At 63.6% G+C, this 23,758-nt stretch carries 22 protein-coding genes; 14 read left to right on the forward strand and 8 right to left on the reverse strand.

Annotated features, from left to right (window positions below):
* Positions 1 to 5: 5 nt before the first annotated feature.
* From ABDW57_RS11800 to ABDW57_RS11830, 7 genes are all read left to right on the forward strand, one after another.
* Complete coding sequence (locus ABDW57_RS11800; RefSeq protein ID WP_343730618.1) at positions 6 to 617, forward strand: Crp/Fnr family transcriptional regulator; 612 nt, start codon at positions 6 to 8, stop codon at positions 615 to 617.
* Positions 618 to 940: 323 nt separating this feature from the next.
* Positions 941 to 2,755, forward strand: a complete 1,815-nt coding sequence (locus ABDW57_RS11805) for an aminopeptidase P family protein (RefSeq protein WP_343730394.1) — start codon at positions 941 to 943, stop codon at positions 2,753 to 2,755.
* Entirely contained in the window at positions 2,752 to 3,000 is a 249-nt protein-coding gene (locus ABDW57_RS11810; protein WP_343730395.1) for a hypothetical protein, read from the forward strand. Before ABDW57_RS11805 ends, ABDW57_RS11810 begins: the two co-directional genes overlap by 4 nt.
* An 11-nt stretch (positions 3,001 to 3,011) precedes the next feature.
* Positions 3,012 to 3,758, forward strand: coding sequence for an MgtC/SapB family protein (locus tag ABDW57_RS11815; RefSeq protein ID WP_343730396.1), 747 nt, complete (start codon positions 3,012 to 3,014; stop codon positions 3,756 to 3,758).
* A gap of 2 nt (positions 3,759 to 3,760) precedes the next feature.
* Entirely contained in the window at positions 3,761 to 4,339 is a 579-nt protein-coding gene (locus ABDW57_RS11820) for a DUF924 family protein (RefSeq protein ID WP_343730397.1), read from the forward strand.
* The gene (locus tag ABDW57_RS11825) at positions 4,339 to 5,163 is read left to right on the forward strand and encodes a Rossmann-like and DUF2520 domain-containing protein (protein WP_343730398.1); all 825 of its coding nucleotides are present in this window, start codon (positions 4,339 to 4,341) and stop codon (positions 5,161 to 5,163) included. The genes ABDW57_RS11820 and ABDW57_RS11825 overlap by 1 nt, the downstream gene beginning before the upstream one ends.
* 233 nt (positions 5,164 to 5,396) lie before the next feature.
* Positions 5,397 to 5,759, forward strand: a complete 363-nt coding sequence (locus ABDW57_RS11830) for a hypothetical protein (protein ID WP_176646742.1) — start codon at positions 5,397 to 5,399, stop codon at positions 5,757 to 5,759.
* On the opposite strand, the gene ABDW57_RS11835 is transcribed toward ABDW57_RS11830, so the two are convergent.
* The gene (locus tag ABDW57_RS11835; protein WP_343730399.1) at positions 5,750 to 6,331 is read right to left on the reverse strand and encodes a molybdopterin-dependent oxidoreductase; all 582 of its coding nucleotides are present in this window, start codon (positions 6,329 to 6,331) and stop codon (positions 5,750 to 5,752) included. The two genes, ABDW57_RS11830 and ABDW57_RS11835, sit on opposite strands and share 10 nt — an antisense overlap.
* Positions 6,332 to 6,373: 42 nt before the next feature.
* On the opposite strand from ABDW57_RS11835, the gene ABDW57_RS11840 reads away from it, so the two are divergent.
* From ABDW57_RS11840 to ABDW57_RS11850, 3 genes are all read left to right on the forward strand, one after another.
* Positions 6,374 to 6,970, forward strand: coding sequence for an alpha-ketoglutarate-dependent dioxygenase AlkB (locus ABDW57_RS11840; protein ID WP_343730400.1), 597 nt, complete (start codon positions 6,374 to 6,376; stop codon positions 6,968 to 6,970).
* Between the two features lie 83 nt (positions 6,971 to 7,053).
* A complete protein-coding gene (locus ABDW57_RS11845) occupies positions 7,054 to 8,757 on the forward strand; it encodes a methyl-accepting chemotaxis protein (protein WP_343730401.1) in 1,704 nt (567 codons plus the stop codon).
* Positions 8,758 to 8,942: 185 nt separating this feature from the next.
* Complete coding sequence (locus ABDW57_RS11850) at positions 8,943 to 9,551, forward strand: outer membrane beta-barrel protein (protein WP_343730402.1); 609 nt, start codon at positions 8,943 to 8,945, stop codon at positions 9,549 to 9,551.
* A gap of 292 nt (positions 9,552 to 9,843) precedes the next feature.
* Here ABDW57_RS11850 and ettA read toward each other — a convergent pair whose 3' ends face one another.
* On the reverse strand, positions 9,844 to 11,511 hold the full coding sequence (gene ettA / locus ABDW57_RS11855) for an energy-dependent translational throttle protein EttA (protein ID WP_176646737.1): 1,668 nt from the start codon (positions 11,509 to 11,511) through the stop codon (positions 9,844 to 9,846).
* A 73-nt stretch (positions 11,512 to 11,584) separates the two neighbouring features.
* Positions 11,585 to 12,460: an EamA family transporter RarD gene (rarD, locus tag ABDW57_RS11860; protein ID WP_343730403.1), complete on the reverse strand. Its 876-nt coding sequence runs from the start codon at positions 12,458 to 12,460 to the stop codon at positions 11,585 to 11,587.
* Between the two features lie 206 nt (positions 12,461 to 12,666).
* Between rarD and ABDW57_RS11865 the strand changes: the two genes are divergently transcribed.
* The gene (locus ABDW57_RS11865; RefSeq protein WP_343730404.1) at positions 12,667 to 14,547 is read left to right on the forward strand and encodes a potassium transporter Kup; all 1,881 of its coding nucleotides are present in this window, start codon (positions 12,667 to 12,669) and stop codon (positions 14,545 to 14,547) included.
* Between the two features lie 113 nt (positions 14,548 to 14,660).
* Entirely contained in the window at positions 14,661 to 15,497 is an 837-nt protein-coding gene (locus ABDW57_RS11870) for an FKBP-type peptidyl-prolyl cis-trans isomerase (protein WP_343730405.1), read from the forward strand.
* 44 nt (positions 15,498 to 15,541) lie between these two features.
* Here ABDW57_RS11870 and ABDW57_RS11875 read toward each other — a convergent pair whose 3' ends face one another.
* From ABDW57_RS11875 to ABDW57_RS11885, 3 genes are read right to left on the reverse strand one after another with little or no spacing between them, the layout of a single operon-like run.
* Complete coding sequence (locus ABDW57_RS11875; RefSeq protein WP_343730406.1) at positions 15,542 to 17,926, reverse strand: ABC transporter permease; 2,385 nt, start codon at positions 17,924 to 17,926, stop codon at positions 15,542 to 15,544.
* Positions 17,923 to 18,603, reverse strand: coding sequence for an ABC transporter ATP-binding protein (locus ABDW57_RS11880; RefSeq protein WP_343730407.1), 681 nt, complete (start codon positions 18,601 to 18,603; stop codon positions 17,923 to 17,925). Before ABDW57_RS11880 ends, ABDW57_RS11875 begins: the two co-directional genes overlap by 4 nt.
* A gap of 32 nt (positions 18,604 to 18,635) precedes the next feature.
* Complete coding sequence (locus ABDW57_RS11885) at positions 18,636 to 19,925, reverse strand: efflux RND transporter periplasmic adaptor subunit (RefSeq protein ID WP_343730408.1); 1,290 nt, start codon at positions 19,923 to 19,925, stop codon at positions 18,636 to 18,638.
* Positions 19,926 to 20,089: 164 nt separating this feature from the next.
* Here ABDW57_RS11885 and ABDW57_RS11890 point away from each other — a divergent pair, with 164 nt between their 5' ends.
* Entirely contained in the window at positions 20,090 to 21,541 is a 1,452-nt protein-coding gene (locus tag ABDW57_RS11890) for a sigma-54 dependent transcriptional regulator (RefSeq protein WP_343730409.1), read from the forward strand.
* The gene (locus ABDW57_RS11895) at positions 21,531 to 22,778 is read left to right on the forward strand and encodes a sensor histidine kinase (RefSeq protein WP_343730410.1); all 1,248 of its coding nucleotides are present in this window, start codon (positions 21,531 to 21,533) and stop codon (positions 22,776 to 22,778) included. The genes ABDW57_RS11890 and ABDW57_RS11895 overlap by 11 nt, the downstream gene beginning before the upstream one ends.
* Here ABDW57_RS11895 and ABDW57_RS11900 read toward each other — a convergent pair.
* Positions 22,762 to 23,229, reverse strand: a complete 468-nt coding sequence (locus ABDW57_RS11900; protein WP_343730411.1) for a GNAT family N-acetyltransferase — start codon at positions 23,227 to 23,229, stop codon at positions 22,762 to 22,764. The genes ABDW57_RS11895 and ABDW57_RS11900 overlap by 17 nt on opposite strands.
* Positions 23,230 to 23,271: 42 nt before the next feature.
* Complete coding sequence (locus tag ABDW57_RS11905) at positions 23,272 to 23,697, reverse strand: organic hydroperoxide resistance protein (RefSeq protein ID WP_343730412.1); 426 nt, start codon at positions 23,695 to 23,697, stop codon at positions 23,272 to 23,274.
* Positions 23,698 to 23,758 lie beyond the last annotated feature (61 nt).

Raw genomic sequence — 23,758 nt, forward strand, 5'->3', positions numbered from 1 at the left:
AACAAATGGCACGCGTCGAGGCCGATACCTTTGAAACCTTTGTGCCGAAAGGCGGTTATGTGTGCCGCAAGGGCGATATGGTGGAGAATTGGCTGGGTATTATCGACGGCATGGTGAAGATGAATAATTTCTCTTCCGATGGTAAAAGCGTGACTTTTACCGGCGTGCCGCCGGGTGGCTGGTTTGGCGAGGGCACGGTTTTAAAAAACGAGATTTTAAAATACGATGCCATGGCTTTGCGTGATAGCCGGATCGCGCGCATGCCGGCAGCCACGTTTATGTGGCTGCTCGATAATAGTCTGCCGTTTACCCGATTTTTGCTGATGCAATTAAACGAACGGCTGGGGCAGTTTATCGGCATGGTAGAAAACGACCGGCTATTAAATCCGGATACCCGCGTGGCGCGTTGTCTGGCATCTTTATACCATGCGCATTTATATCCGAGCCTGGAAAAGATCGTACATATATCGCAGGAGGAACTGGGCTTATTATCCGGCGCTTCGCGCCAGCGTGCCAACCAGGCATTGCAGCTTCTGGAAAAACAGGGATTGCTGAGTCTTGACTACGGCGGCATCCGCATTCTGGATCTGGAAGGATTACGACGTTATCAGGCCTGAGCGGTTTTTTTTGTCCTTTTCATGCCAATTATTGGCACGAACTCGCCAACTATCGGCACACTAAGCCGCTGCTCAGCAAATTTACCGGCACTGACATTATTCGGTCTCAGATAAAATTCAACGATAAATTCGCCCGGCGGAGTTGGACTGCACATTTCCATTGGCGATAATCCTCATGAGTTTGTATCCCTTTCATCATAATTAATATAGGTCGGCGTGGTTTACACAACAAGCTGAGCCATTGAATCATTGACGTACACGGCTATTTGGCAGTGGATCAAGCAATCGCGGTATCATGGAGGCAAGCTATTTTGAAATTTCTCATGGATACTCCAGACCCTTCCCAAGTCATCGAACGTTTGGCGCTGTTGCGTGCCGCGATGCGTCAGTTGCATATTGATGCGCTGATGGTGCCATCCGCCGATCCGCACCTGTCCGAATATCTGCCCGCGCGCTGGCAAGGCCGCGAGTGGGCGTCCGGTTTTACCGGCTCGGTCGGCACGTTTATCATCACCCCGGAATTCGCCGGCATCTGGACCGACGCCCGTTATTGGACCCAGGCCGAGCAGCAACTGGCCGGCACCGGGATTCAATTGATGAAGCTGACCTCGGGCGCCAGTGTCCAATACGTTGACTGGCTGGCAAGCCATCTGAAAGCTGGCCAGACCCTGGCCGTGGACGGTGCCGTGCTCGGCCTGGCCATCGCCCGCCTGCTGCAAACCGCGCTGGGCGCCAAAGACGTCCGCCTGCGCACCGACCTCGACCTGCTGGACCAGGTCTGGCAAAACCGTCCGCCGCTGCCGGCCGCGCCGGTCTACGAACACTTGCCCCCATACGCCTCGAAAAGCCGCAGCGGCAAGCTGGCCGATCTGCGCGGCGCCATGCAGCAAGCCGGCGCCAACCGCCACCTGATTTCGACGCTGGACGACATTGCCTACCTGTTCAATCTGCGCGGCGCCGACGTCAACTTCAACCCGATTTTCCTGTCGCACGCCCTGATCACCCCCACCCGCGCCACGTTATATGTCGCGGATGGCAAGATTTCCGCCGCGCTGAGCGCCGCGCTGGCCGATGAAGGCATCGAGGTCGCCCCCTACGCCGCGGCCGCGGAAGCGCTGGCCGCGCTGCCGGCCGACGCCGTCGTGCTGCTCGATCCGCGCCGCATCACCTACGGCACCCGCCAGTGGATTCCAGCGACGGTCAAGGTAATTGAAGCCATCAACCCGACCACGCTGGCCAAGTCGCGCAAGAGCGAGGCCGACGCCGTCCATGTGCGGGCCGCCATGGAACAGGATGGCGCCGCCCTGTGCGAATTCTTCACCTGGCTGGAACAAACCCTGTCCAACCCCGACCGCGCGCCACTGACCGAAGTCGAGATCGACAGGCAAATCACCGCCGCCCGCGCCCGCCGCCCCGGCTTCATCAGCCCGAGCTTTGCCACCATCGCCGGGTTCGGTCCGAACGGTGCGATCATGCACTACAGAGCAACCGAAGCACGCCATTCCGTCATCGAAGGCAATAATCTGCTGTTGATCGATTCCGGCGGCCAGTATCTGGGCGGCACGACCGACATCACCCGCGTGGTGGCGGTCGGCCGCATCACCGACCAGCAGCGCCGCGATTTCACGCTGGTACTGAAAGGCATGATCGCCCTGTCCGCCGCCCGCTTCCCGCGCGGCGCCAAGTCGCCCATGCTGGACGCCATTGCCCGCGCGCCGCTGTGGGCCGAGGGCCTGGATTTCGGCCACGGCACCGGTCACGGCGTCGGCTATTTCCTGAACGTGCACGAAGGCCCGCAATCGATCTCGCCGTCGACCATGCCGGAAGCGCACACGGCCATGGAGCCGGGCATGATCACCTCGATCGAGCCGGGCTTGTACCGGCCTGGCCGCTGGGGCATCCGCATCGAAAACCTGGTGCTGAACCGCGCCGCCGGCCAGACCGAGTTTGGCGAATTCCTCGATTTTGAAACCTTGACCCTGTGCCCGATCGACACCCGCTGCATCGAACCATCGCTGCTGCGCGACGATGAAAAGCGCTGGCTCAACGATTACCACGCCACCGTGCGCCAGCGCCTGTCGCCGCTGCTGTCCGGCGCGCCGCTGGCGTGGCTGCAGACCCGAACGGAGACCCTATGAGTGGACGCGCCACCAAAGCCACCTCGGCGGTAGATCGCCTGAAGCGCCGCACCGGCAACCAGAAATACTCGATGTCAGTGACCGGCAGCGGTCATTTCTTCCTGTCTGAAGGCGCCGGCAATCCGCCGCTGTGCGCGCCGATGGAACTGGACGACTTCGTTGCCTTCGTCAACGGCATCGAGCCGCCCGCGCCCAAGCGCGTGAGCAAACTGGATATCGCCTTCGAAAAACAACTTAAAAAATAAAGAGGCTCATCATGCCCGCCATGGAATTCCTGCAAGCGTACTGGTCGCATTCGGAGATCGCCACCAACGCCGTCGTCCTGCTGAACTTGCTGGGCGCCCTGGCGCTGGGCTTGCTGGTGGGGTATGAACGCTCCTATCACGGGCGCGCGGCCGGCATGCGGACTTACGGCCTGGTGTGCATGGCCTCGGCCGCGCTGACCGTGATCGGCGGCTATCCGGGCCACTGGTTTGGCGGCCATGTCTCGCAATACCTGGTGAATTCGGACCCGACCCGCGTCATCCAGGGCATCGTCACCGGCATCGGTTTCCTGGGTGCCGGCGTCATCATGCGCGAGGGTTTCAACATCAGCGGCCTGACCACGGCCGCCTCGATCTGGGCCTCGTCGGTGATCGGCGTGATGGTGGGCGTGGGCTTCTACATGGGGGCCATGGGCCTGGCGGCCCTGTGCGCCAGCTCCATGATTTTCCTGACCCGGGTGGAAGCCTGGCTGCCGTCGCGTCATGCGATTGCCATCACCATGCGGTTCAAGGCCGGCTACAAGCCGCAGGAGCCGGCGCTAAGGGCGATGGCGCTGCAGCGCGGTTATGAAATCGCCGGCGGCTCGCTGATGATCGGCAGCGAAGGCGGCATGCAGGAGTGGCGCTTTGTCGCCATCGCCTTGAGTAAACGCAGTGGCGCGCCGATGGCGGTATTATCGGCGGAGTTGGCCGAATTTGAAGGCATCCACAGCTTCCAGCTCACGCACGCACGCAATTGAACATGAACCCACAAGCACAGGCCGTATTTGATTTCTGGTTCGCCGGCGCTGACGCACCGCGCCGCGAATGGTTTCAAAAAGATGATGCTTTCGACCGCGAAATCGAACAGCGCTTTGGCGAGCAGATCGCACAGGCGCTGGAGGGCGGCCTGCATCAATGGGACGCCGAGGGGCCGCAAGCGGCGCTGGCGCGCATCATCTTGCTGGACCAGTTCTGCCGCAACGTCTATCGCGGCACGCCGCTGGCGTTTGCCGGCGACCATCTGGCCTTGCAGGCCGCGCTCGACATGATCGAGGCTGGCGAGGACCAGCAACTGGCGCCCCTGCAACGCGCCTTTGTCTATCTGCCGCTGGAGCACGCGGAAAGCATGGCAATGCAGGAGCAGGCCGTGGCCCTGTTCACGCGCCTGGCCGAGGCGCAGCCGGGCAATCAAGGCCTGGCCGGCATGCTCGACTACGCCAAGCGCCACCGCGAAGTGATTCAGCGCTTTGGCCGCTTCCCGCATCGCAACGCCATCCTGAACCGCGCGTCGACCCCAGCCGAGGTGGAGTTCCTCAAGCAGCCGGGATCGGGATTCTGATGTCGGCCAGCGTCAACCTGATCGGCGCCGGCCACGTTGGCCGCGTGCTGGGCCGCCTGCTGGCGGCGCATGGCTTCCGCATCCAGCAGGTGCTGACGCGTTCGGCCGGTTCGGCCCAGGAGGCGGTGGCATTTATTGGCGCCGGCAGCGTGGCCACGGCTTGCGCGCAGCTGCAGCCGGCCGATGTGCATGTGCTGGCGGTGGGCGACGACCAGATTGTGCCGGCCTGCGCAGCGCTGGCCCAGGCCGTGCCGCTGAACGGCAGCATCGTCTTCCATTGCAGCGGCGCGCTGGCCTCGGACCGCCTGCAGGCCGCGCGTGCCGCCGGGGCTCTGGTCGCCAGCGTGCATCCGATCCGCAGCTTTGCCGACCCGGCCGCGGTGGCGGCGCAGTTTGCCGGCACCTTCTGCGGCATCGAGGGCGATGAGGGCGCGCTGGCAGTGCTGACGCCGGCGCTGCAGGCCATCGGCGCACAGCCGGTGCCGATCAAGGCGGAAGCCAAGACCGTGTACCACGCGGCCGCTGTGTTCGCCAGCAATTACCTGGTGACGGTGCTGGACGCGGCCTTGCGCGCTTATCAGGCCGCAGGCATTCCGGAGCCGGTGGCGCGGCAGCTGGCGCAGCCGCTGGCCAGCGAATCGATGGCCAATGTATTCCGCCTGGGTGCGGCCGCCGCGCTGAGCGGCCCCATCGCGCGCGGCGATCTGGCCACCGTGGCGCGCCAGCAGCAGGCGGTCAGCGCCTGGGATGCGGAAACGGGAGCGTTGTATCGGGCTCTTGTCGCGCCGACTACAGATCTGGCGCACAGAAAGCAGCAGAAATAGCGCATCAGCACGCAACTCCTTGCAAATTACTACTTAACAACTATATTTTAAGTAGATGCAGCCGCACTTCAGTCGACGTTTTGCAGTTGTAATGCGACGAATTCACAAAATAAGTACCCGGATCAGTCGACAAACCTCTGAATTAGCAATAAGCTTGATTCTTAGAATGTTTTCTACAAGAATCAATCTGCAAGCTTAACCGGCGCCAAAAACTGGATAGTAGGGGTAAGAACATGTTATTTCTGAAAAGTACGACCGTAACGAAAGCGCCAGGAATTTACGACGTCGACGTCGCTGCCAAACCGCCAGGCAAAACCTTTGGCGTGTTCATCGCCACCGATCCGGACAATCCTCCAACCGAAGTGCTGGCGCAGCTGGCGGCGCTGGGCTTCAAGCAAACCTATAGCGGCGGCTACACCCACAAGGACCGCGGCAAGGTGCTGGATCTGCACTTCCAGAAAGCCGGCACCGACCTGTTCGAAGGCTGGAAGGCGGAAGAGCTGGAAGCCAACATGGCCGCCATCAATGCGCTGTTCAACGGCATCGGCATCACCATCACCCCGCGGGTAATGAGCCTGGCCGAAGCTTACGCCTGAACCTCGATGTGATACAGCCCCCAAGGGCATAAGCCAAACCGGTCAGCGACCGGCTTGGCCGCCATCTCGGGGACTTTATCGGCTTCGTACACGGCCCACAGCGGTCCCAGTCCGCCCAGCGCCATCGGTGCGCCATCCAGCTGGGTGGCGACGATGTAGCGCTGCGCCTTCGCTTGCGCCACCGTCACGGTGGCGGCAAAGCCATCAATAGCGCGTAGCACCAGCTTGCTGTTGTCATTCAGTCTGGCGCCGGCCGCCTTCATCACATCCAGCAGCAAAGGACCGCGCAGCGTGTGCTGCCTGCTGTCGTATTCCAGTGTGGGCTTGATGGTGACCGCGGGCAGCGCCGTCAGCGCAGCGTAGTCGAAGGCGTAGGCCTTGTCGAAGCTGAGCTTTTGCTTGTACATCATCTGATCGCGCACCGGGTCCAGCTTGCCGCGATTGCCGTTGCCGATTGCACCAGTGACGGTCAGCAAGGTTGGGCCGGCGGCGGCAGCGGCGCGCGCCGGCAGCGTCACAGCGGCGGACAGCCCGGCCAGCGCGGCCGTGCCCAGGAACTGGCGTTTTTTCATGCAATGACTCCTTGAATGCGTGGTGCCGGTATCATACCGCGCATGGACTTATTTGCCGATGACACCAGCCTGACGCCGATCCCGATCGAGGACGGCGAACTGTGGTTCCAGCAGCGCCTGCCGCTGGACTTGCCGCCTGACGAGGTGATGCGCCGCCTGCTGGCCGAGACCGACTGGCGCGAGGAGCAGATTCAGGTATGGGGCAAGCTGCACATGCAGCCGCGTTTGTCGGCCTGGCATGGCGAGGCCAGCTACCGTTATTCCGGCAAGACCTTTCATCCGCAGCCGTTCAGCGCGCTGCAGCTGCACATCAAGCAGGCGGTCGAGCGCGTCACCGGGCGGCGCTTCAACAGCGTGCTGCTCAACTACTACCGCGATGAGCGCGACAGCATGGGCTTCCATGCCGACGACGAGCGCGAGCTGGGACCGGAGCCCGCCATCGCCTCGGTCAGTTTTGGCGCGCCGCGCACCTTCATCCTCAAGCACCGGCGCTTGCCGAAAACCGTCAAGCTGGCGCTCGGCGACGGCTGTCTGCTGCTGATGGCGGGCGCCCTGCAGCAGCACTGGCTGCATGGCATCAACAAGGAGCGCACGGCGCGCGGACCACGCATCAACCTGACCTTTCGTTTGATTGTGTGAATCGGGCCACACTCGCGCGAAGAAGTGAAGCAAGTCGCGCCGCAGGCTGCTATCGTAATCTTCTTCACTATGGGGAGGACGTTATGTTTAGCAACATGAAAGTCGGTACCAAACTCATCATAGGTTTCAGCAGCATTGCGGTCGTTGGCGCGATCGTGGCGTGCGTGGGCATCGTCAGCATGAGCAAGCTGAATGACGCGGCGGACACCATGTATCGGGAAGATCTGGTTGGACTCTCTTACATCAAGGAAGCCAATATCAACCTGATCTATGCCGGCCGGGCGCGGAACACTTTCCTTGCGGCCCAGACCGCTGAAGAACGCAACAAGCAGCGCGCCGACATCAAGCAATACCTGGCGGCCATGGACGATTACCTGGTCAAGGCGCGGCCGCTGTTCGTCACGCCCAAGGGGCAAAAACTGCTGGACGATTACGTCGAACCATCCCGCGAATATGCGCGCCTGATGACGGCCGCGCTGGACGCTGCCGGCAATGAACCGCTGGCGCAGCGCTCGGAGGAATCGCAGCGCGCGCAAGTGGCGGCGCGCCAGCAGGCCGACCGGTTGGACAAGCTGATGGATGGCATGACCGATCTCAAGGAAGAGCGCGCCGGCAACAAGGCTGCCGCCACCAGCGAGCTGTACCGCTTTAGCCTGGGCCTGATGATCGTGCTGGTGCTTGCCAGCCTGGCCGGCGGCCTGGTGCTGGGCTTGCTGATCACGCGCGCACTGACGCGGCAACTGGGCGGCGAACCGGCCGAGGTGGCCAAGGTGGCAGGCCAGATTGCCGGCGGCGACCTCACCGTCGACGTGGCGGTGCGGCAGAACGATGAGCGCAGTGTGCTGCATGCAATGAAATCCATGCGCGACAGCCTGGGCGGCATCGTCGGGCAGGTGCGCAGCGGTACCGACATGATTGCCACGGCGTCGGCGCAAATCGCCAGCGGCACCCAGGACTTGTCGGCGCGCACCGAGGAGCAGGCCGGCGCCTTGGAGGAAACCGCGTCGTCGATGGAACAGCTGACCTCCACCGTCAAGCAGAATGCCGACCACACGCGCCAGGCCAACGAGCTGGCGCGTTCGGCCTCCACCGTGGCGCAACGGGGCGGCGCCGTGGTGGACGAGGTGATTGGCACCATGGGCGCCATCAACGAATCGTCCGGCAAGATTGCCGACATCATCGGCGTGATCGATGGCATCGCCTTCCAGACCAATATCCTGGCCTTGAACGCGGCGGTGGAAGCGGCCCGCGCCGGTGAACAGGGACGCGGCTTTGCGGTGGTGGCGTCGGAAGTGCGCACGCTGGCGCAACGCTCGGCCACGGCGGCCAAGGAAATCAAGCAGCTCATCGACGAGTCGGTCAGCAAGGTGGGGGCCGGCGCGCGGCAGGTGGACGAAGCCGGCGTGACCATGCGCGAGATCGTGGCCAGCATCCAGCGCGTGACCGACATCATGGCCGACATCCAGGCCGCCAACAGCGAACAAAGCACGGGCATCGAGCAAATCAACCAGGCCATCATCCAGATGGACCAGGTGACGCAGCAAAATGCCGCGCTGGTGGAACAATCGGCGGCGGCGTCGGAAGCCATGCAGGAACAGGCGCGCAAACTGGCCGAGCTGGTCAGCGTGTTCCGTGTCGAGCAGTCGGCCACGGCGCTGGCGGCGCCCTCGCGGCCACGTCCGGCGCCAACGCCGCGTGTGGCCCCTAAACCGGTAGCCAAGCTGCCCAAACCGGCGCTCGGCAAGGCCGCTGTTAAAGAGATGGCAACAGATTGGGAGGAATTTTAAGCTCGCCTTAAGTTTGGCGCATCTTGAAATTTGCCAATGATCGTTTGGCTTACATCTCGTCACACTTCTTACTAATTCGGTGGCCACAGATGTTGGTTGGAGTGCTATCTTGAACCCATCGCAATTCATAGCAACTGCGATCCCAAGCAAGTCCGCTTCAACCATTTTGCTGAAAGATCAAAATCATGAAAAAAATTCTGTTTGCTTTAGTCGCTTCCGCAGCCGCCCTGGGTGGCACCGCAGCTTACGCACAATCCAATACGCAGGACGCCGCCGGCACCGCTTACATCGGTGCTGGCGTGGTCGGCAGCCGCTACGACTTCGGTGACGCGGCCGGCGCCGGCGCCCTGAGCAGCGACAACCACAGCGGCACCAAAGCCGCTGGCAAAATCTACGGTGGCTACAACATTGACAGCACCTGGGCTGTGGAAGCCGGCTATACCGACTTCGGCAAACGCAGCTACAACTACACCCAGGGTGGGGCGGCCGGTGGCCTGAACACCGACGCGCACTCGTACTACCTGGCCGGTAAAGGCACCTGGCCGGTGGCCCGCGACTTTGCCGTGTTCGGCAAACTGGGCGTGGCACGCAACCACAACGATGTGACCACCTCCGGTATCGCATCGGTCAGCGGCAGCGAAAACAAAACCGCGCTGTACGCCTCGGTGGGCGGCGAGTATGCCATCAACAAAAACGTCAAGGTCTCGCTGGAGTATGAAAACTACGGCAAGAACGACATCGACACCGGCCGCAAAGCCGGCGCCATTACCGCTGGCCTGCGCTACAACTTCTAAGCGCATCGCGGGATAATTCATTACGTTCAGAGGGCCGGGGGCATCGCTTCCGGTCCTTTTGCTTGGTGTAGAACGTCAGCCAACTCCGACAGCACCGGCGCCGACCAGTCGATGAACGCCCGCATTGCCGGCGAGAGAAAGCGGTGATGTGGGTAAAGAAGGGATACCGGTGCCGGAGCCCGGCAGCGTCATTCCGGCGCAGGCCGGAATCCATAGGTCAGTAGCGTGCCGACGCAGTATGGATTCCCGCTTTCGCGGGAATGACGAGCGTTGATCGCATGCCGGCAGCTGATTAGTTGGTCAGCGGCTTGTAGCGGATGCGTTTGGGTTTGGCGCCTTCTTCGCCCAGGCGTTTCTTCTTGTCGGCTTCGTACTCCTGATAGTTGCCGTCGAAGAAGGTGACTTGCGAGTTGCCTTCAAATGCCAGGATGTGGGTGGCGATGCGGTCGAGGAACCAGCGGTCGTGCGAGATCACCATCACGGAACCGGCAAACTCCAGCAGCGCATCTTCCAGCGCGCGCAGGGTTTCCACGTCCAGATCGTTCGACGGTTCGTCCAGCAGCAGGACGTTGCCGCCCTTGAGCAGGGTCTTGGCCAGGTGCAGACGGCCGCGCTCACCACCGGACAGGTTGCCAACGATCTTCTGCTGATCCGCACCCTTAAAGTTGAAGCGGCCCAGGTAGGCGCGCGATGGCATTTCGAAGCGGCCCACGCTCAGGATGTCGGCACCGCCCGAGACGTCTTCAAACACGGTCTTGGCATCGGCCAGCTTGTCGCGGCTCTGGTCCACCAGCGAGATTTTCGCGGTCTTGCCGATCACCACTTCGCCGCTGTCCGGCGTATCCAGGCCGGCAATCATCTTGAACAGGGTCGACTTACCGGCGCCGTTCGGGCCGATGATGCCGACGATGGCGCCCGGCGGAATCGTGAACGAGACGTTGTCCAGCAGCAGGCGGTCGCCAAAGCCTTTCGACACATTCTTGAATTCGATCACTTCATTGCCCAGGCGTTCGGCCACAGGGATGAAGATCTCCTGGGTCTCGTTGCGCTTCTGGTATTCGTATTCGCTCAGCTCGTTGAAGCGGGCCAGACGGGCTTTCGACTTGGCCTGGCGCGCCTTCGGATTCTGGCGCGACCATTCCAGTTCTTTTTGCAGCGCTTTCTGGCGTGCCGATTCGGTGGCTTCCTCCTGCTTCAGGCGGTCCTGTTTCTGCTCCAGCCACGATGAGTAATTGCCTTTCCATGGAATGCCATGGCCGCGGTCCAGTTCCAGGATCCATTCGGCGGCGTTGTCGAGGAAGTAGCGGTCGTGGGTGATGCCGACCACGGTGCCCGGGAAGCGCACCAGGAATTGCTCCAGCCATTCCACCGATTCCGCGTCCAGGTGGTTGGTCGGTTCGTCCAGCAGCAGCATGTCCGGCTTGGACAGCAGCAGCTTGCACAGCGCCACGCGGCGCTTTTCACCACCCGACAGCACGCCGATTTTCTGATCCCACGGCGGCAGGCGCAGCGCGTCGGCGGCCATTTCCAGCTGCAGGTTGAGGTTGCCGCCATCGGCGGCGGCAATGATCGACTCCAGGCGCTCCTGTTCCTTGGCCAGGGCGTCGAAGTCGGCGTTTTCGTCGGCATAGGCGGCGTACACGGCTTCCAGCTTGGCTTGCGCTTCAAACGCTTCGCCCAGGCCCGACTCGACTTCCTGGCGCACGGTTTTTTCCGGGTCCAGCTGCGGTTCCTGCGGCAGGTAGCCAATGCTCAGGCCCGGCATCGGGCGCGCTTCGCCCTGGATGTCGGTATCGATGCCTGCCATAATTTTCAGCAAGCTCGACTTACCGGAGCCGTTCAGGCCCAGCACGCCGATCTTTGCGCCCGGGAAGAAGGACAGCGAAATATCTTTCAGAATCTGGCGCTTGGGCGGGACGATTTTGCCCACGCGGTTCATGGTATAGACGTAATTTGCCATTGAGAATCTCGGTGAAAATTGGTGGAAATGCAGGGAAGGACGACAGGATACGATAAATCCCGCCATCTTCCCACTATTTAGCGCGTTTGCTGCCCCACAGCCCTTCGGCCACGTACAGGATCAGCGCCGCCCAGATGATCAGGAAGCCGATCAGGCGGTCGGTCGTGAAGGCTTCATGGAACACCCACACGCCCAGCAGCGCCTGCATGGTGGGCGACAGGTATTGCAGCAGCCCCAGCACCGCCATCGGAATCCGGCGCGCGCCGGCCGCGAACAGCAGCAGCGGAATCGCGGTGATCGGCCCGGCGGCCGCCAGCAGCCAGCGGGTGCTGTCATGCGGCGTGTTGATGAAGGCGTTCTGGCCATGAAAGCTGAGCCACAACACATAAATCATCGCCAGCGGGAACAGCATCATGGTTTCCAGCGATAAGCCTTCCAGCGCCGCCAGCGCCGCCGTTTTGCGCAGCAAGCCGTAGCCGCCGAAGGTGATGCCTAAAATTAAGGCAATCCATGGCACCTGGCCGGCCTGCCAGGTCAGCCAGGCCACCCCGGCCGCCGCCACGCCGACCGAAATCCACTGGCCGCGGCGCAGGCGCTCGTTCAGCACCAGCAGCCCCAGCAGCACGTTGAACAGCGGATTGATGAAGTAGCCCAGGCTGGCATCGATCACGTGACCGTGGTTGACCGACCAGATGTAGACGCCCCAGTTGGCCGTCAGCAGCAGCGCGCTGGCCACAAAACTGAGCAGCACGCGCGGCTGTTGCAGCACTTTGGGCAGCCATTTCCACTGCTGGCGCGCAGTCAGCACGATCGCCAGGAACAACAGCGACCACAGCATGCGGTGCGCCAGGATTTCCAGCGGCGGCACCTCATCGATGGCGTGAAAGTACAGCGGGAACAAGCCCCAGCAAAGAAACGCCGAGGTCGCGTACAAAATACCTGAATTCATGGGGTGCAACTGCAAAAAGTGAGAGGAGGTCGAGCATTATCGCTCATCCGGGCGCGCTCCGCTGGCGCCGCACTCGCGCTTGCGGGCGCAGCGGCGTACACTCTGGATATTGATCATTTGGAACGACTTCCCATGCCAAAATATGCTTGCCTTTTGCTGATTGATGGCCTATTGTGCAATGCACCAAAACAACAACAGGTGCAATCTTGACCGAGCAACACAAGAAAAGCAGTCTTGCGGCACTCACCCTGGCCGCTGTCGGCATCGTCTACGGCGACATCGGCACCAGTCCTCTGTACACCCTCAAAACCGTCTTTGATCCGGAGCATGGCCTGGCGCTGAGCGAAGGCAATCTGCTGGGCATCATCTCCCTGATTTTCTGGGGCCTGACCATCATCGTTTCGCTCAAATACGTCAGCCTGGTGCTACGCGCCGACAACCGCGGCGAGGGCGGCATCATGGCGCTGATGGCGCTGGCGCTCAATTCCGTCACCAGGGCCGCGCCGAAATGGCACTACCCGCTGATGCTGCTGGGCGTGTTCGGCGCCACCATGTTCTACGGCGACAGTGTGATTACCCCGGCCATCTCGGTGCTGGGCGCGATCGAGGGTCTGGAAGTGGCGGCGCCGGGGCTGGAACAGTACATCGTGCCGCTGACCATCATCGTATTGATCACCCTGTACGCCATGCAGCGCCACGGCACCGCCGGCATCGGCCGCTTCTTCGGCCCGATCATGGTGGTTTGGTTTGCCGCGCTGGCGGTGATGGGGGTGGTGAACATCGTCGAGGCGCCCCAAATCCTGTATGCGCTCAACCCCTTCCACGCGCTGCGCTTCATGTACGAAAACCGCATGATCGCCTTCGTGGCGCTGGGCGCCGTGGTGCTTGCGCTGACCGGCGCCGAGGCGCTGTATGCGGACATGGGCCACTTCGGCAAGAAACCGATCCGCGCTGCCTGGTTCATGATCGTGTTCCCGGCGCTGGCGCTGAACTACCTGGGCCAGGGCGCGCTGCTGCTGATGCATCCGGGCGCGGTGGACAATCCCTTCTTCCATCAGCTGGGCGACTGGAGCGTGTACCCGCTGGTGGTGCTGTCGACTCTGGCGGCGGTGATTGCCTCGCAAGCCACCATCTCCGGCACTTTCTCGATGACCAAGCAAGCCATTGCACTGGGCCTGCTGCCGCGCATGCGCATTTTGCACACCTCGGCCAGCGAGATCGGCCAGATTTACATCCCGGCGGTCAACTGGCTGCAGCTGGGCGTGGTGCTGCTGGCGGTGGTCGGTTTCGGCTCCTCCGACAAGCTGGCCGGCGCCTACGGCATCGCCGTGACCGCGACCATGCTGGCCACCACCGTGCTGACCTTCTTCGTGATCCGCTACCGCTGGCATCTGCCGCTGGCGCTGTGCTTTGGCGCCACCGGTTTCTTCATCGCCATCGATATCTCGCTGTTCTCGGCCAGCACCCTGAAGCTGTTCCACGGCGGCTGGTTCCCGCTGCTGCTGGGCATCGTGCTGTTTACCGTCATGCTGACCTGGAAGCGCGGCCGCGAACTGGTATTTGAAAACCTGCAGAAGCACGCGATTCCGCTGGAAGAGTTCCTGTCCTCGTTGTTTGTGGCGCCGCCGACGCGGGTGTACGGCACCGCTATCTTCATGCGCGGCGAAAGTGACGGCGTGCCGCATGCGCTGCTGCACAACCTGTCGCACAACAAGGTGCTGCACGAGCGCGTGGTGTTCCTGACGGTGCACATCATCGAGGAGCCGTATGTGGCGGAGGGCGAGCAGGCCAAGGTGACGGATCTGGGCCACCAGTGCTACCAGCTGAATGTCTACTACGGCTTCAAGGACGAACCGGATATTCCGCGCGCGCTGCAGCTGTGCGAATGCCTGGGCCTGCCGTTCGAGATGATGGAGACCTCCTTCTTCATCGCCCGTCAGACCGTGATTTCGGCGCCCGGCTCCGGCATGTCGACCTGGCGCGAGCACCTGTTTGTGGCCATGTCGCGCAACGCGCGCGGCGCCGCCGACTATTACCAGATTCCGCCCAACCGTGTGATTGAACTTGGCACGCAAGTGGAAATTTGAGACAAAATAATGTAACTGAATGTAGTGCCGGGAGTGGAAGTGCTGTCGTCTGATAAACTTCTGCGCCGGGACTACCGAATACGAATACTCATCAAAGGTAAACAATGAAATCGATGTTGCAATTTATCGCCGCTGCGGCCTGCGTGGCCGTGTTGACCGCCTGCGGCGGCGGCGCCAAGACGCCGACGGCAGTTGTGGTGCCGCAGCCGGACTACAAGCTGACCACCACCGTGGTCGGCACCGGCCTGACGGCGGAAGCCGGCGATACCGTGACCTTCAATTATGTGGGTTACAAGTATGACTCGACCAAGCCCGACGGCAAGGGCACCAAGGTCCAGAGCAGCGTGGACGCCGGCGCGCCGAAAACCGGCACGGTGGGCGTGGGTGCGCTGCCGGGCGGCGGCCTGCCGGTCGCTGCCGGCTGGGATCAGGCCCTGCTGGGCATGCAGCCGGGTGGCAAGCGCACCGTGGTGCTGCCAGCCAATCTGGCGTTTGGCGCATATACCATCCCGCAATCGGCTACTACCGGCATCCTGGTCGATATCGCGGTCAATACGCCGCTGGTGTACGACTTTGAGATGATCAACGTGACCAAGGCCGTGTTCCAGCCGACCACCACCTTCACCGACGTCAAGGTCGGCACCGGTGCCACCGCCTACCTGAATTCCCAGGTGACCGTGACCTACACCGGCTGGCTGTACGACGCCACCAAGCCGGACTTCAAGGGCACGCAGTTCGACACCAACGTGGGCGGCACGCCGCTCGCGGTGACCGTCGGCACCGGCGTGGTGACCGGCTTCAGCATCGGCATCACCGGCATGCAGGTGGGCGGCAAGCGCACCGTGATCATCCCGCCGACCCAGGGCTATGGCTTCAACGGCAGCGGCGACGGCAAGATCCCAAGCAATGCCACCCTGGTGTTCGATATCGAGCTGCTGAGCGTGAAGTAAGCCGCCCCGCATCGGAAGAAAAAGCAGCCCTCGGGCTGCTTTTTTTATGCGCGCAGCACCTGCACCGGTGCGATGCGCATGGCGGACCAGGTGTGGCGCGCGGTGGCTGCCGCCACCACCAGCAGCGCCAGTGCCAGCGCGGCCAGCGGCGCCCACGCACCCAGTGGCGAGCGCTCGGTGAACGGCGCCAGGTAGCGCGCGATCGCCAGCCAGGCCGGCGGCAGCGCGATCAGGGCCGCTGTCGCCGTCAACAGCAGGAACTCGCGCCCGACCAGCAGCGCAATCGCCGCGCGGCCAGCGCCGTGCAGCTTGCGCAGCACGATTTCGCGCGCGCGCCGCTGCACGCTGTGGGCCGCCAGCACGTAGACGCCGAAAGCTGCCAGCATCAGCACCACGGCCGTGGCGCAGGCCAGCAGGCGGATCAGGCGCAGATCGTCGGCATAGGCCAGCGCGTAGTAGCTGGCCGCTGGCCGGATCAGCGCCGGCTGGGCCGGGAAGTAGCGCTGCCAGACGGCGGCGATAGACGACTCCACATCGGCCCGCGCACCGCTCAGGCGCACCGTGAACAGGCCGCTGTCGCGCGCCAGCTGGTACATCAGCGGCCCGACTGGCTCGCGCAAAGTCTCCCAGCGCAGATCCGGCGCCACCCCGGCCACGCGCAGCTGGGTGCCGTTGATGCGCTGTCCGACCGCTTCGCGGACGGAGGCAAAGCCCAGCGCCTGCACCGCGGCCTGATTGAGCACCACGCTGTGTTCGCCGTCCACTTCGAACATCTGGCCGGCCAGCGGCTGCACGCCGTACACCTTGAAGAAATCCTTGCCGACCAATTGCATGGGCATTGCCACGCTGCTGCCATCGACCCGCTTGACAGTGGTGCTGGCGCGCGTGCCGGTGTGATCATCGCGGCCAGGCACATTGCGGCTGAAGGCCACGCCGGCCACGCCAGGCAAGCGCGCCAGCGCCTCGCGCAGCGCATCCGCCGGCGGCTGGTCCATGGCGATCGGCATGTCCACCACCAGCAATGGCGAGGGATCAAAGCCGGGCGACGCGGCACTGGCAAATTGCGTCTGCCACAGCATGGCCAGGGCCACGCTGCCGATGCCGATGGCGGCGCTGAACTGCAAGGCCGTCAGCGCGCGCCGCAACCATGCGCCGCCGGCCGTCTCGCCGCTGCGCTGCGCCAGCGTGGCGCGCATATCGACGCCGCGCGCCAGCCAGCCCGGATAAATGCCGGCCACCGCGCCCACCAGCGCCCCCAGCGCGAGACAGGCCGCGATCGCCGCCGGTGTCAGCATGCCCTCCAGTGGCCGCTGCAGCAATTCGGACGCCAGCGGCAGCAGCAGCCATGCCAGCAGCACGCCCAAGGCGGCGGCACACACCGACAGCAGCAGCGCTTCGGTCATGAACTGCATCAGCAGTTGGCTGGTGGATGCGCCCATCACACGGCGCACGGCAATTTCGCGCTGGCGGCGCACGGTGCGCACCGTCGCCAGGTTGATGTAGTTGATCATCGCCAGCATCAGGATCAGCAGGCCGGCCGCGCCGAGCGCCAGCACCATGCGCATGTCGCCGCGCGGGCCGGTGCCCATGGTGTTGGCCACGCTGCGGTCGAAGTAGGCATCGGCCAGCGGGCCGACTGCGATATCGACCATCTTGCGTTCACCCAGCGCCGCCTTCATTTCCGGCGTCGCCAGACTGGCCCATGGCGCCGTGTCGACAGCGCGTTGCAGCGCCGCCTGCAGCTGCTGCGGCGCGGTGGCGGTCTTGACGTAGATGCGGCCACTGATGCCCATCCAGTTGGACAGCACCTGCTGCCGCTCCTGTTCCGTCCACAGCGCGCTGCCGGTGCCGACCAGCGCGGCGAACTGCATGGTGCTGTTGGAAGGCCGGTCAGGCAGCAGCGCCCGCACTTGCAGCGTTTGATTATTCAGCACCACAGTGCGCCCAAGTGCGTCGGTGCTGCCCAGCAGTTGCAGCGCAGCCTGCCGCGTCAGCGCCAGGCCATCGGGCCGGGTCAGTGCCGCCTGCAGGTCGCCCTGCAGTGTGTGCAGGCCGGCGATCTGTTCAAAGACCGGATCGACGGCGGTGATGTCGAGCATGCGCACGCGCCCATCCTGCTGCACGGCCGCCTGGCTGGGCCACCATGCGCTTACCTGCAGCGGCAGGCCGGTTTGCAAGGCGACGCCACGCAGGGCGAACGGCGTATATTCCATCCACTGCGGCTGCGGAATAAAGTTCAGCCGGTGCTTGATGACATACACCTGCTCGCGCTGCGGCACCTCGCGGTCGTAGCTGAACGAGTACTGCACAAACGCCAGCAGCACAAAGCAGACGGCAAAGCCGGCCGCAAGGCCCAGCAGTTCCACCGCAGTGTTGAGAGGGTGGCGTAAGAGCAGCCGCCAGCCAAGGCGAAAGTCGCGCAACATCATGCGGCCTGCAGCGCGTCCACCATCACGCGGCCGTCCAGCAGGTTGAGGGTGCGCGAGGCTTGCGCGGCGTGGTCGGGCGAGTGGGTGACCATCACCACCGTCGTGCCTTCGGCATTGATGTCGCGCAGCAGGCGCATGACTTCATCGCCATGCGCGCTGTCGAGGTTACCGGTCGGTTCGTCAGCCAGCAATACGGCGGGCCCGGACACCAGCGCGCGTGCGATCGCCACGCGTTGCTGCTGGCCGCCCGACAGTTGCGAAGGACGGTGGCTGGCGCGGTGGCCGACCCCCAGCTTGTTCAGCATTGCCGTCACGCGCTCGCGCCGCTCGCGCGCAGGTGTGCCGTTGTATTCCAGCGCCAGTTCCACGTTTTCAAACACGGTCAGTTCTTCGATCAGGTTAAAGCTCTGGAAGATGAAGCCGATGCGGCCGCGCCGCAGCTTGTTCAGCTGCGCCTCGCTCCAGCCGGCCACGTTCTGGCCTTCGAACCAGTACTCGCCGCGCGTCGGCACATCCAGCAGGCCAAGGATGCCGAGCATGGTGGATTTGCCGCAGCCGGAAGGACCGGTAATGGCGACATATTCGCCCGCCTCGATGTGGAGGTCGATGCGGTCCAGCGCCGTGGTCTGGATTTCTCCCGCTTGATGAATTTTGCTGACGCCGACGAGTTTAAGCATGTGTGTCTACCTTGTGCTGTTGTAGTGAGAGGTTACTGCGAAATTTGCAGCCGTGGAGAATTTCCATAAGCGGCGTAGCTGGACAGGATGACTTTCTCGCCCGTGTTCAGGCCATCCAGCACTTCGATCTGGCTGTTGGAGCGCCGGCCGATGCTTATCGCGCGCCGCTCGGCGTTGCGGCCTGCTGTATCCAATACGTAGACCCAGGCGCCGCCGCTGTCGTTGATGAAGGCGCCGTGGGGCAGCAGCAGGGCGCTGGCCGGTTCACCGAGCGTGATGCGCGCATCCAGGCTCTGGCCGGGATTGAGCACCGGCGGCTGCCCTTGCGTGAACACCAGCTCCACGGTAAAGCGGCCATCCTTGATCTGCGGGTAAATGGTGCTGATGTCGGCAGCGTAGTTGCGGCCATCCTGCTGCACCTTGGCATGGCGCCCGACCGCCATGCGGTTGAGGTAATATTCGTCCACGCTGGCGGACAGCTTGAAGCGCACCGGATCATCGATGCGGCCGATGTTCTTGCCGGTGGCGATGGATTCGCCCACTTGCAGGCGGAAGTTGGTCAGGCGCCCTTCCACCGGCGCGCGCACGGCCAGCGCCTCCACCGTGGCGGAGACCAGTTTGAGGCCGGAGTTCAAGCCGTGCACCGCGCTTTCCAGTTGCTGGTCGGCCTGATCGCGCACGCGCGACTCGGCTGCCGCGGCCTGCTGTTCCTGCGTGAGCGCACGTTGTTGCTGCGCTAGCCGGTCGGCCGATTCTTCCAGCGCCACTGCGGAGATAAAGCCTTGCGCCGCCAGTTTGACGTTGCGCGCATGCTGCTTGCTGGCCTGGTCCAGAGCGAATTGCAGGTCATCCAGGCGCCGCCGGTGTTCGCTGGCGCTGGCTTCCTGCGCTACGCGCAGGTTGGAGAGATTGAAGATGCTGACCGCACGCTCGGACTGGCGCGCCAGCAGTTCCAGGTTACGCTGCGGGTTGGAGATGCGGAACAGCAGCTGGCCTTTTTTCACCAGCGCGCCATCGGTGGCGAAGACCTCTTCCACGCGGCCGGATTCCACCGCGTCGAGGATGACCGAGTTGAGCGGTTCGGCGCTGGCGCGCACGATCACTTCGTCGACAAACACGCCGCGCGTGGCCTGGCCGATGCGCAGGTCGGCGCCATCAATCTGCAGACCGCGCGGCATCCATGACCAGAGCACGCCGATCGCAGCGGCGATCGCAATGACCACCGCAGCGATGATGGCGTAGCGCTTGCCGCGACGGCGCGGCACCACCATGTCCATGGCAGCGCCGGTATGCGGCGTGGCGGCTTCAAATTTTTTTTTCATGTGCATGGCGGTCTTACTGCAAACGCTGTGCCATGGCTGAAATCGGGGTTTTCGTGCGCTGGAAGCGGGCCAGTGTCCGGAAATGAACACTGGCCGCTGTTCGCTAGCGAACAGGCGCCGCGAGTGGGCGTTTACAGCATCAACGCGGCTGCTAGAATGGCCGCATGTCTGCCTATATCCTGATCCTTGATGACGATGCCGATGTGGCCACCGCCGCGCAATTGCTGCTGCGCCGCCGCTATGGCCAGGTGGCGACGCTGTCCGATCCGGCGGGCCTGCCCGCGCTGCTGGCGCGCGCCGTGCCGGATGTGGTGCTACTGGATCTGAATTTCACACCGGGCCGCATCAACGGCGCGGAGGGACTGGCTTTGCTCGATCTGTTGCGCGCGCAGGCGCAACCGCCGGCCGTGATTGCGATGACGGCGTACGCCGACGTGCCGCTGGCGGTGGAGGCGCTCAAGCGCGGCGCCGGAGACTTCATCACCAAGCCCTGGGATAACGCGCGTCTGATCGCGGCGGTGGATCAGGCCTTGGCGCGGCGCGAAGCGGTGCGGGGTGGCGCGGCCGGCGCGCCGGAGTTGATGGGTGAGTCGCGCGCCATGCGCGAGCTGAAAGGCTTGATCGCCAGCGTGGCGCCGACTGAAGCGAATGTGATGGTGCTGGGTGAGAACGGCGTCGGCAAGGAACTGGTGGCGCGCGCGATTCACGCCGCTTCGCGCCGTGCGGCCGGCACCTTGCTGGCGGTGGACATGGGCGCGCTGCCCGAATCGACCTTTGAGAGCGAGTTGTTCGGCCATCGCAAAGGCTCGTTCACCGATGCCAGGGCCGACAGGGCAGGGCGCTTCCAGGCCGCGCGCGGCGGTTCCTTGTTCCTCGATGAAATCGGCAACATGCCGTTGGCGGCGCAAGCCAAGTTGTTGACGGCGCTGGAGCGGCGCGAGGTGACGCCGATCGGCGCGGATAAGCCGGAGGCGATCGACGTGCGCATCATCAGCGCCACCAATCTGGAAGAGGAGCGCTTGTTCGACCCGTCGGTCTTCAGGGCTGATCTGCTGTTTCGCCTGAATACCATCGTGATCCGCGTGCCGCCACTGCGCGAGCGGCGCGAGGATGTGCCGCTGCTGTTGCGGCATTATCTGAAGCTGTACGAGGCTCAGTACCAGCGGCCGGCGCGGCATATCGGTGCGGCAGCGCTGGATGCGTTGATGCGGCACGATTGGCCCGGCAATGTACGCGCGCTGCGCCACGCCTGCGAGCGCGCGGCCATCCTCGCCCAAGGGGCCGAATACGTGATCAGCGATTTTGGACTGACAACGGCGCAGGCGCTGCCTGGCGCCAGTGCGGCCAGCGGTACGCCGGGCAACGTTCCGGCGGGAGTTGCTGTCGCCAGCGCATCAGCAGCAGATCGGGCTCCCGGCGGCACGGCGCTGGCGGCGATGACGGGGGCGCCGGCGGCAAACGCCAGTGCCGGCGGCGACTTGACGCTGGACGCCATCGAACGCGCGGCGATTGCGGCGACGCTGGCGCAATTCAACGGCAACATCAGCCACGCGGCCAAGACCTTGGGCATCAGCCGTGCAGCGCTGTATCGCAAACTGGGCAAGCATGGCATCTGAGCGCACGCTCAAGTGGGGCGTGGCGGCCGGTGCACTCGGCCTGATGGCGCTATCGGTCGCTGCGGATGCGCTGGCGCCGGCGCCGGAACCGCGACGCATTGTCCTCTGCGGCCTGCTGGCGCTGGCGCCGGCCACCCTCATGTGGCAATGCCTGCGCCGCCTCGCCGCGCGGATGCCGCGCATGGAAACCGCCAGCGCCGCCCCAGACAGCACAGGCGCGTCATCGCGTGCACTGCCGCTTGACGGCGCCCCCGCGCTGGAAAACGCCATGCTGGCACTGGAAGCCCGCCTTGAACACGCACCGATAGCGCTATTCCGCATCGACCACGCCAGCGGCGAAGGCGCGGTTGCGCCGCTCAATGCCAGCGCGCGCCGGCTGCTGGCGCCCGGCCGCGCCAGCGCTCCGCAAGAGCTGCATCAACTGCTGGCGGCCCAGCCCACCGGGCAACGCCGCCTGGTCAGCTTCGACACCGAACGCGGCGCCGAGCGCGCGCTGGTCGCCATCTCCTCGCTGACCCTGCAAGGCGCGACACACCGCCTGGCCGCCCTGATGCCGGTGGAAAGCGAACTGGAAGCGGAAGCCCTCAACGCCTGGCGCGAACTGGTGCAAGTGCTGACCCACGAAATCATGAATTCCCTGACCCCGGTCGCCTCGCTCTCGCGCACCGCCTGCAGCCTGCTGGACGAGGCAAAAGCACAGCTGCCGCAAGACATCCACGCGGATCTCGACATCGCGCTGGATGCCATCGCACGGCGCGCCGCCAGCCTGGTGGATTTCGTCAGCAGCTATCGCAGCCTGTCGACCGTGCCGCAGGCGCAAGCGCAACGGGTACTGCTGGAAGAATTATTCGAGCGCCTGCACGCGCTGCTTGAACCGCAGTGGCAGGGCCGGCTGACCTTCTCGGTCGAACCAGCGTCACTGGAAGTGATGATCGATCCCGGCCAGCTGGAGCAGGCCCTGATCAATCTGTTGAAGAACGCCGCCGAAGCGGCCTCGCACGCGCAAGTCAGCGCGCGCCTGAGCCGGGGCGGACGCCTGCGCATTGAAGTATCGGATGATGGCCCCGGCGTGCCGGACGCACTGGTCGCCCACATCTTCACCCCGTTCTTCTCCACCAAAAAACAGGGCAGGGGCATCGGACTGGCGATGGTGCGCCACCTGGTGCACGCCAACGGCGGCACCGTGCGTTACGCGCGCGCGGTCGGCGCCGGCGCGCGCTTTATCCTGACGTTTTAACGCGCACCATATCGATGTGCATAATGCCGTCTTCGTCGTACGGATCGGTCACGGTCTGGAAGCCAAAGCTGCCGTAGAATTTTTCCAGGTGCGCCTGCGCGCCAATGCGGATATCCCAGCCGGGGTGCAGCTTTTCAGCCAGAGGAATTGCCTTGGCCAGCAGTTCGCGGCCAACGCCGGAGCCGCGGCCGGCCTGGGTGGTCAGCACACGGCCGAGCGACATCTCATCGAATTTCACACCCGGCGGCACCACGCGCAGGTAGGCCACCAGCGTGCGCTGGCCGTCGATCTCGCGCCAGCCCATCAGGTGATGGCAGAGCGGATCGGCGCCGTCGATATCGGGGTATAAACAGGTTTGTTCGAGAATGAAAACCGCCTGGCGCTGACGTAGTACCTCGTACCAGTCAGCGCGCGGAATATCATCAAATGCCAGCCAATGCCACTCAATCATTGCTTTTCTCGTTCGTGATCAAAGCAATGATTGTAAGTGAAATCAGACGATGGTCAGGGTTACGTCGATGTTGCCGCGGGTGGCGTTCGAGTATGGGCACACGATGTGCGCTGCATCGACCAGTTTCTGCGCGGTTTCGCGGTCCAGGCCCGGCAGCGAGATTTTGTGCTCCACCTGGATGCCGAAGCCGGTCGGGATAGGACCGATGCCCACCGAGGTTTCCACTGACAGGTCGGCCGGCACGGCGATTTTGTCGCGGCCGCCAACGAATTTCATGGCGCCGATGAAGCAGGCTGCGTAGCCCGAGGCGAACAGCTGTTCCGGGTTGGTGCCATCGCCGCCGGCGCCGCCCAGTTCTTTCGGGGTGCTCAGTTTCACGCTCAGTTTGCCGTCCGTCGAAGCGGATTGGCCTTCGCGGCCGCCGGTGGTTTTAGCGTGTGCGGTGTACAGTACTTTTTCGAGCGACATGATGAATCCTTTCAGTGAGTAAGACTTCAAAAGTTTAGTTGACTATTCAATCGCTTGCTAT

The sequence above is a fragment of the Duganella sp. genome (genome assembly GCF_039595735.1).
Classification (GTDB): domain Bacteria; phylum Pseudomonadota; class Gammaproteobacteria; order Burkholderiales; family Burkholderiaceae_D; genus Rugamonas.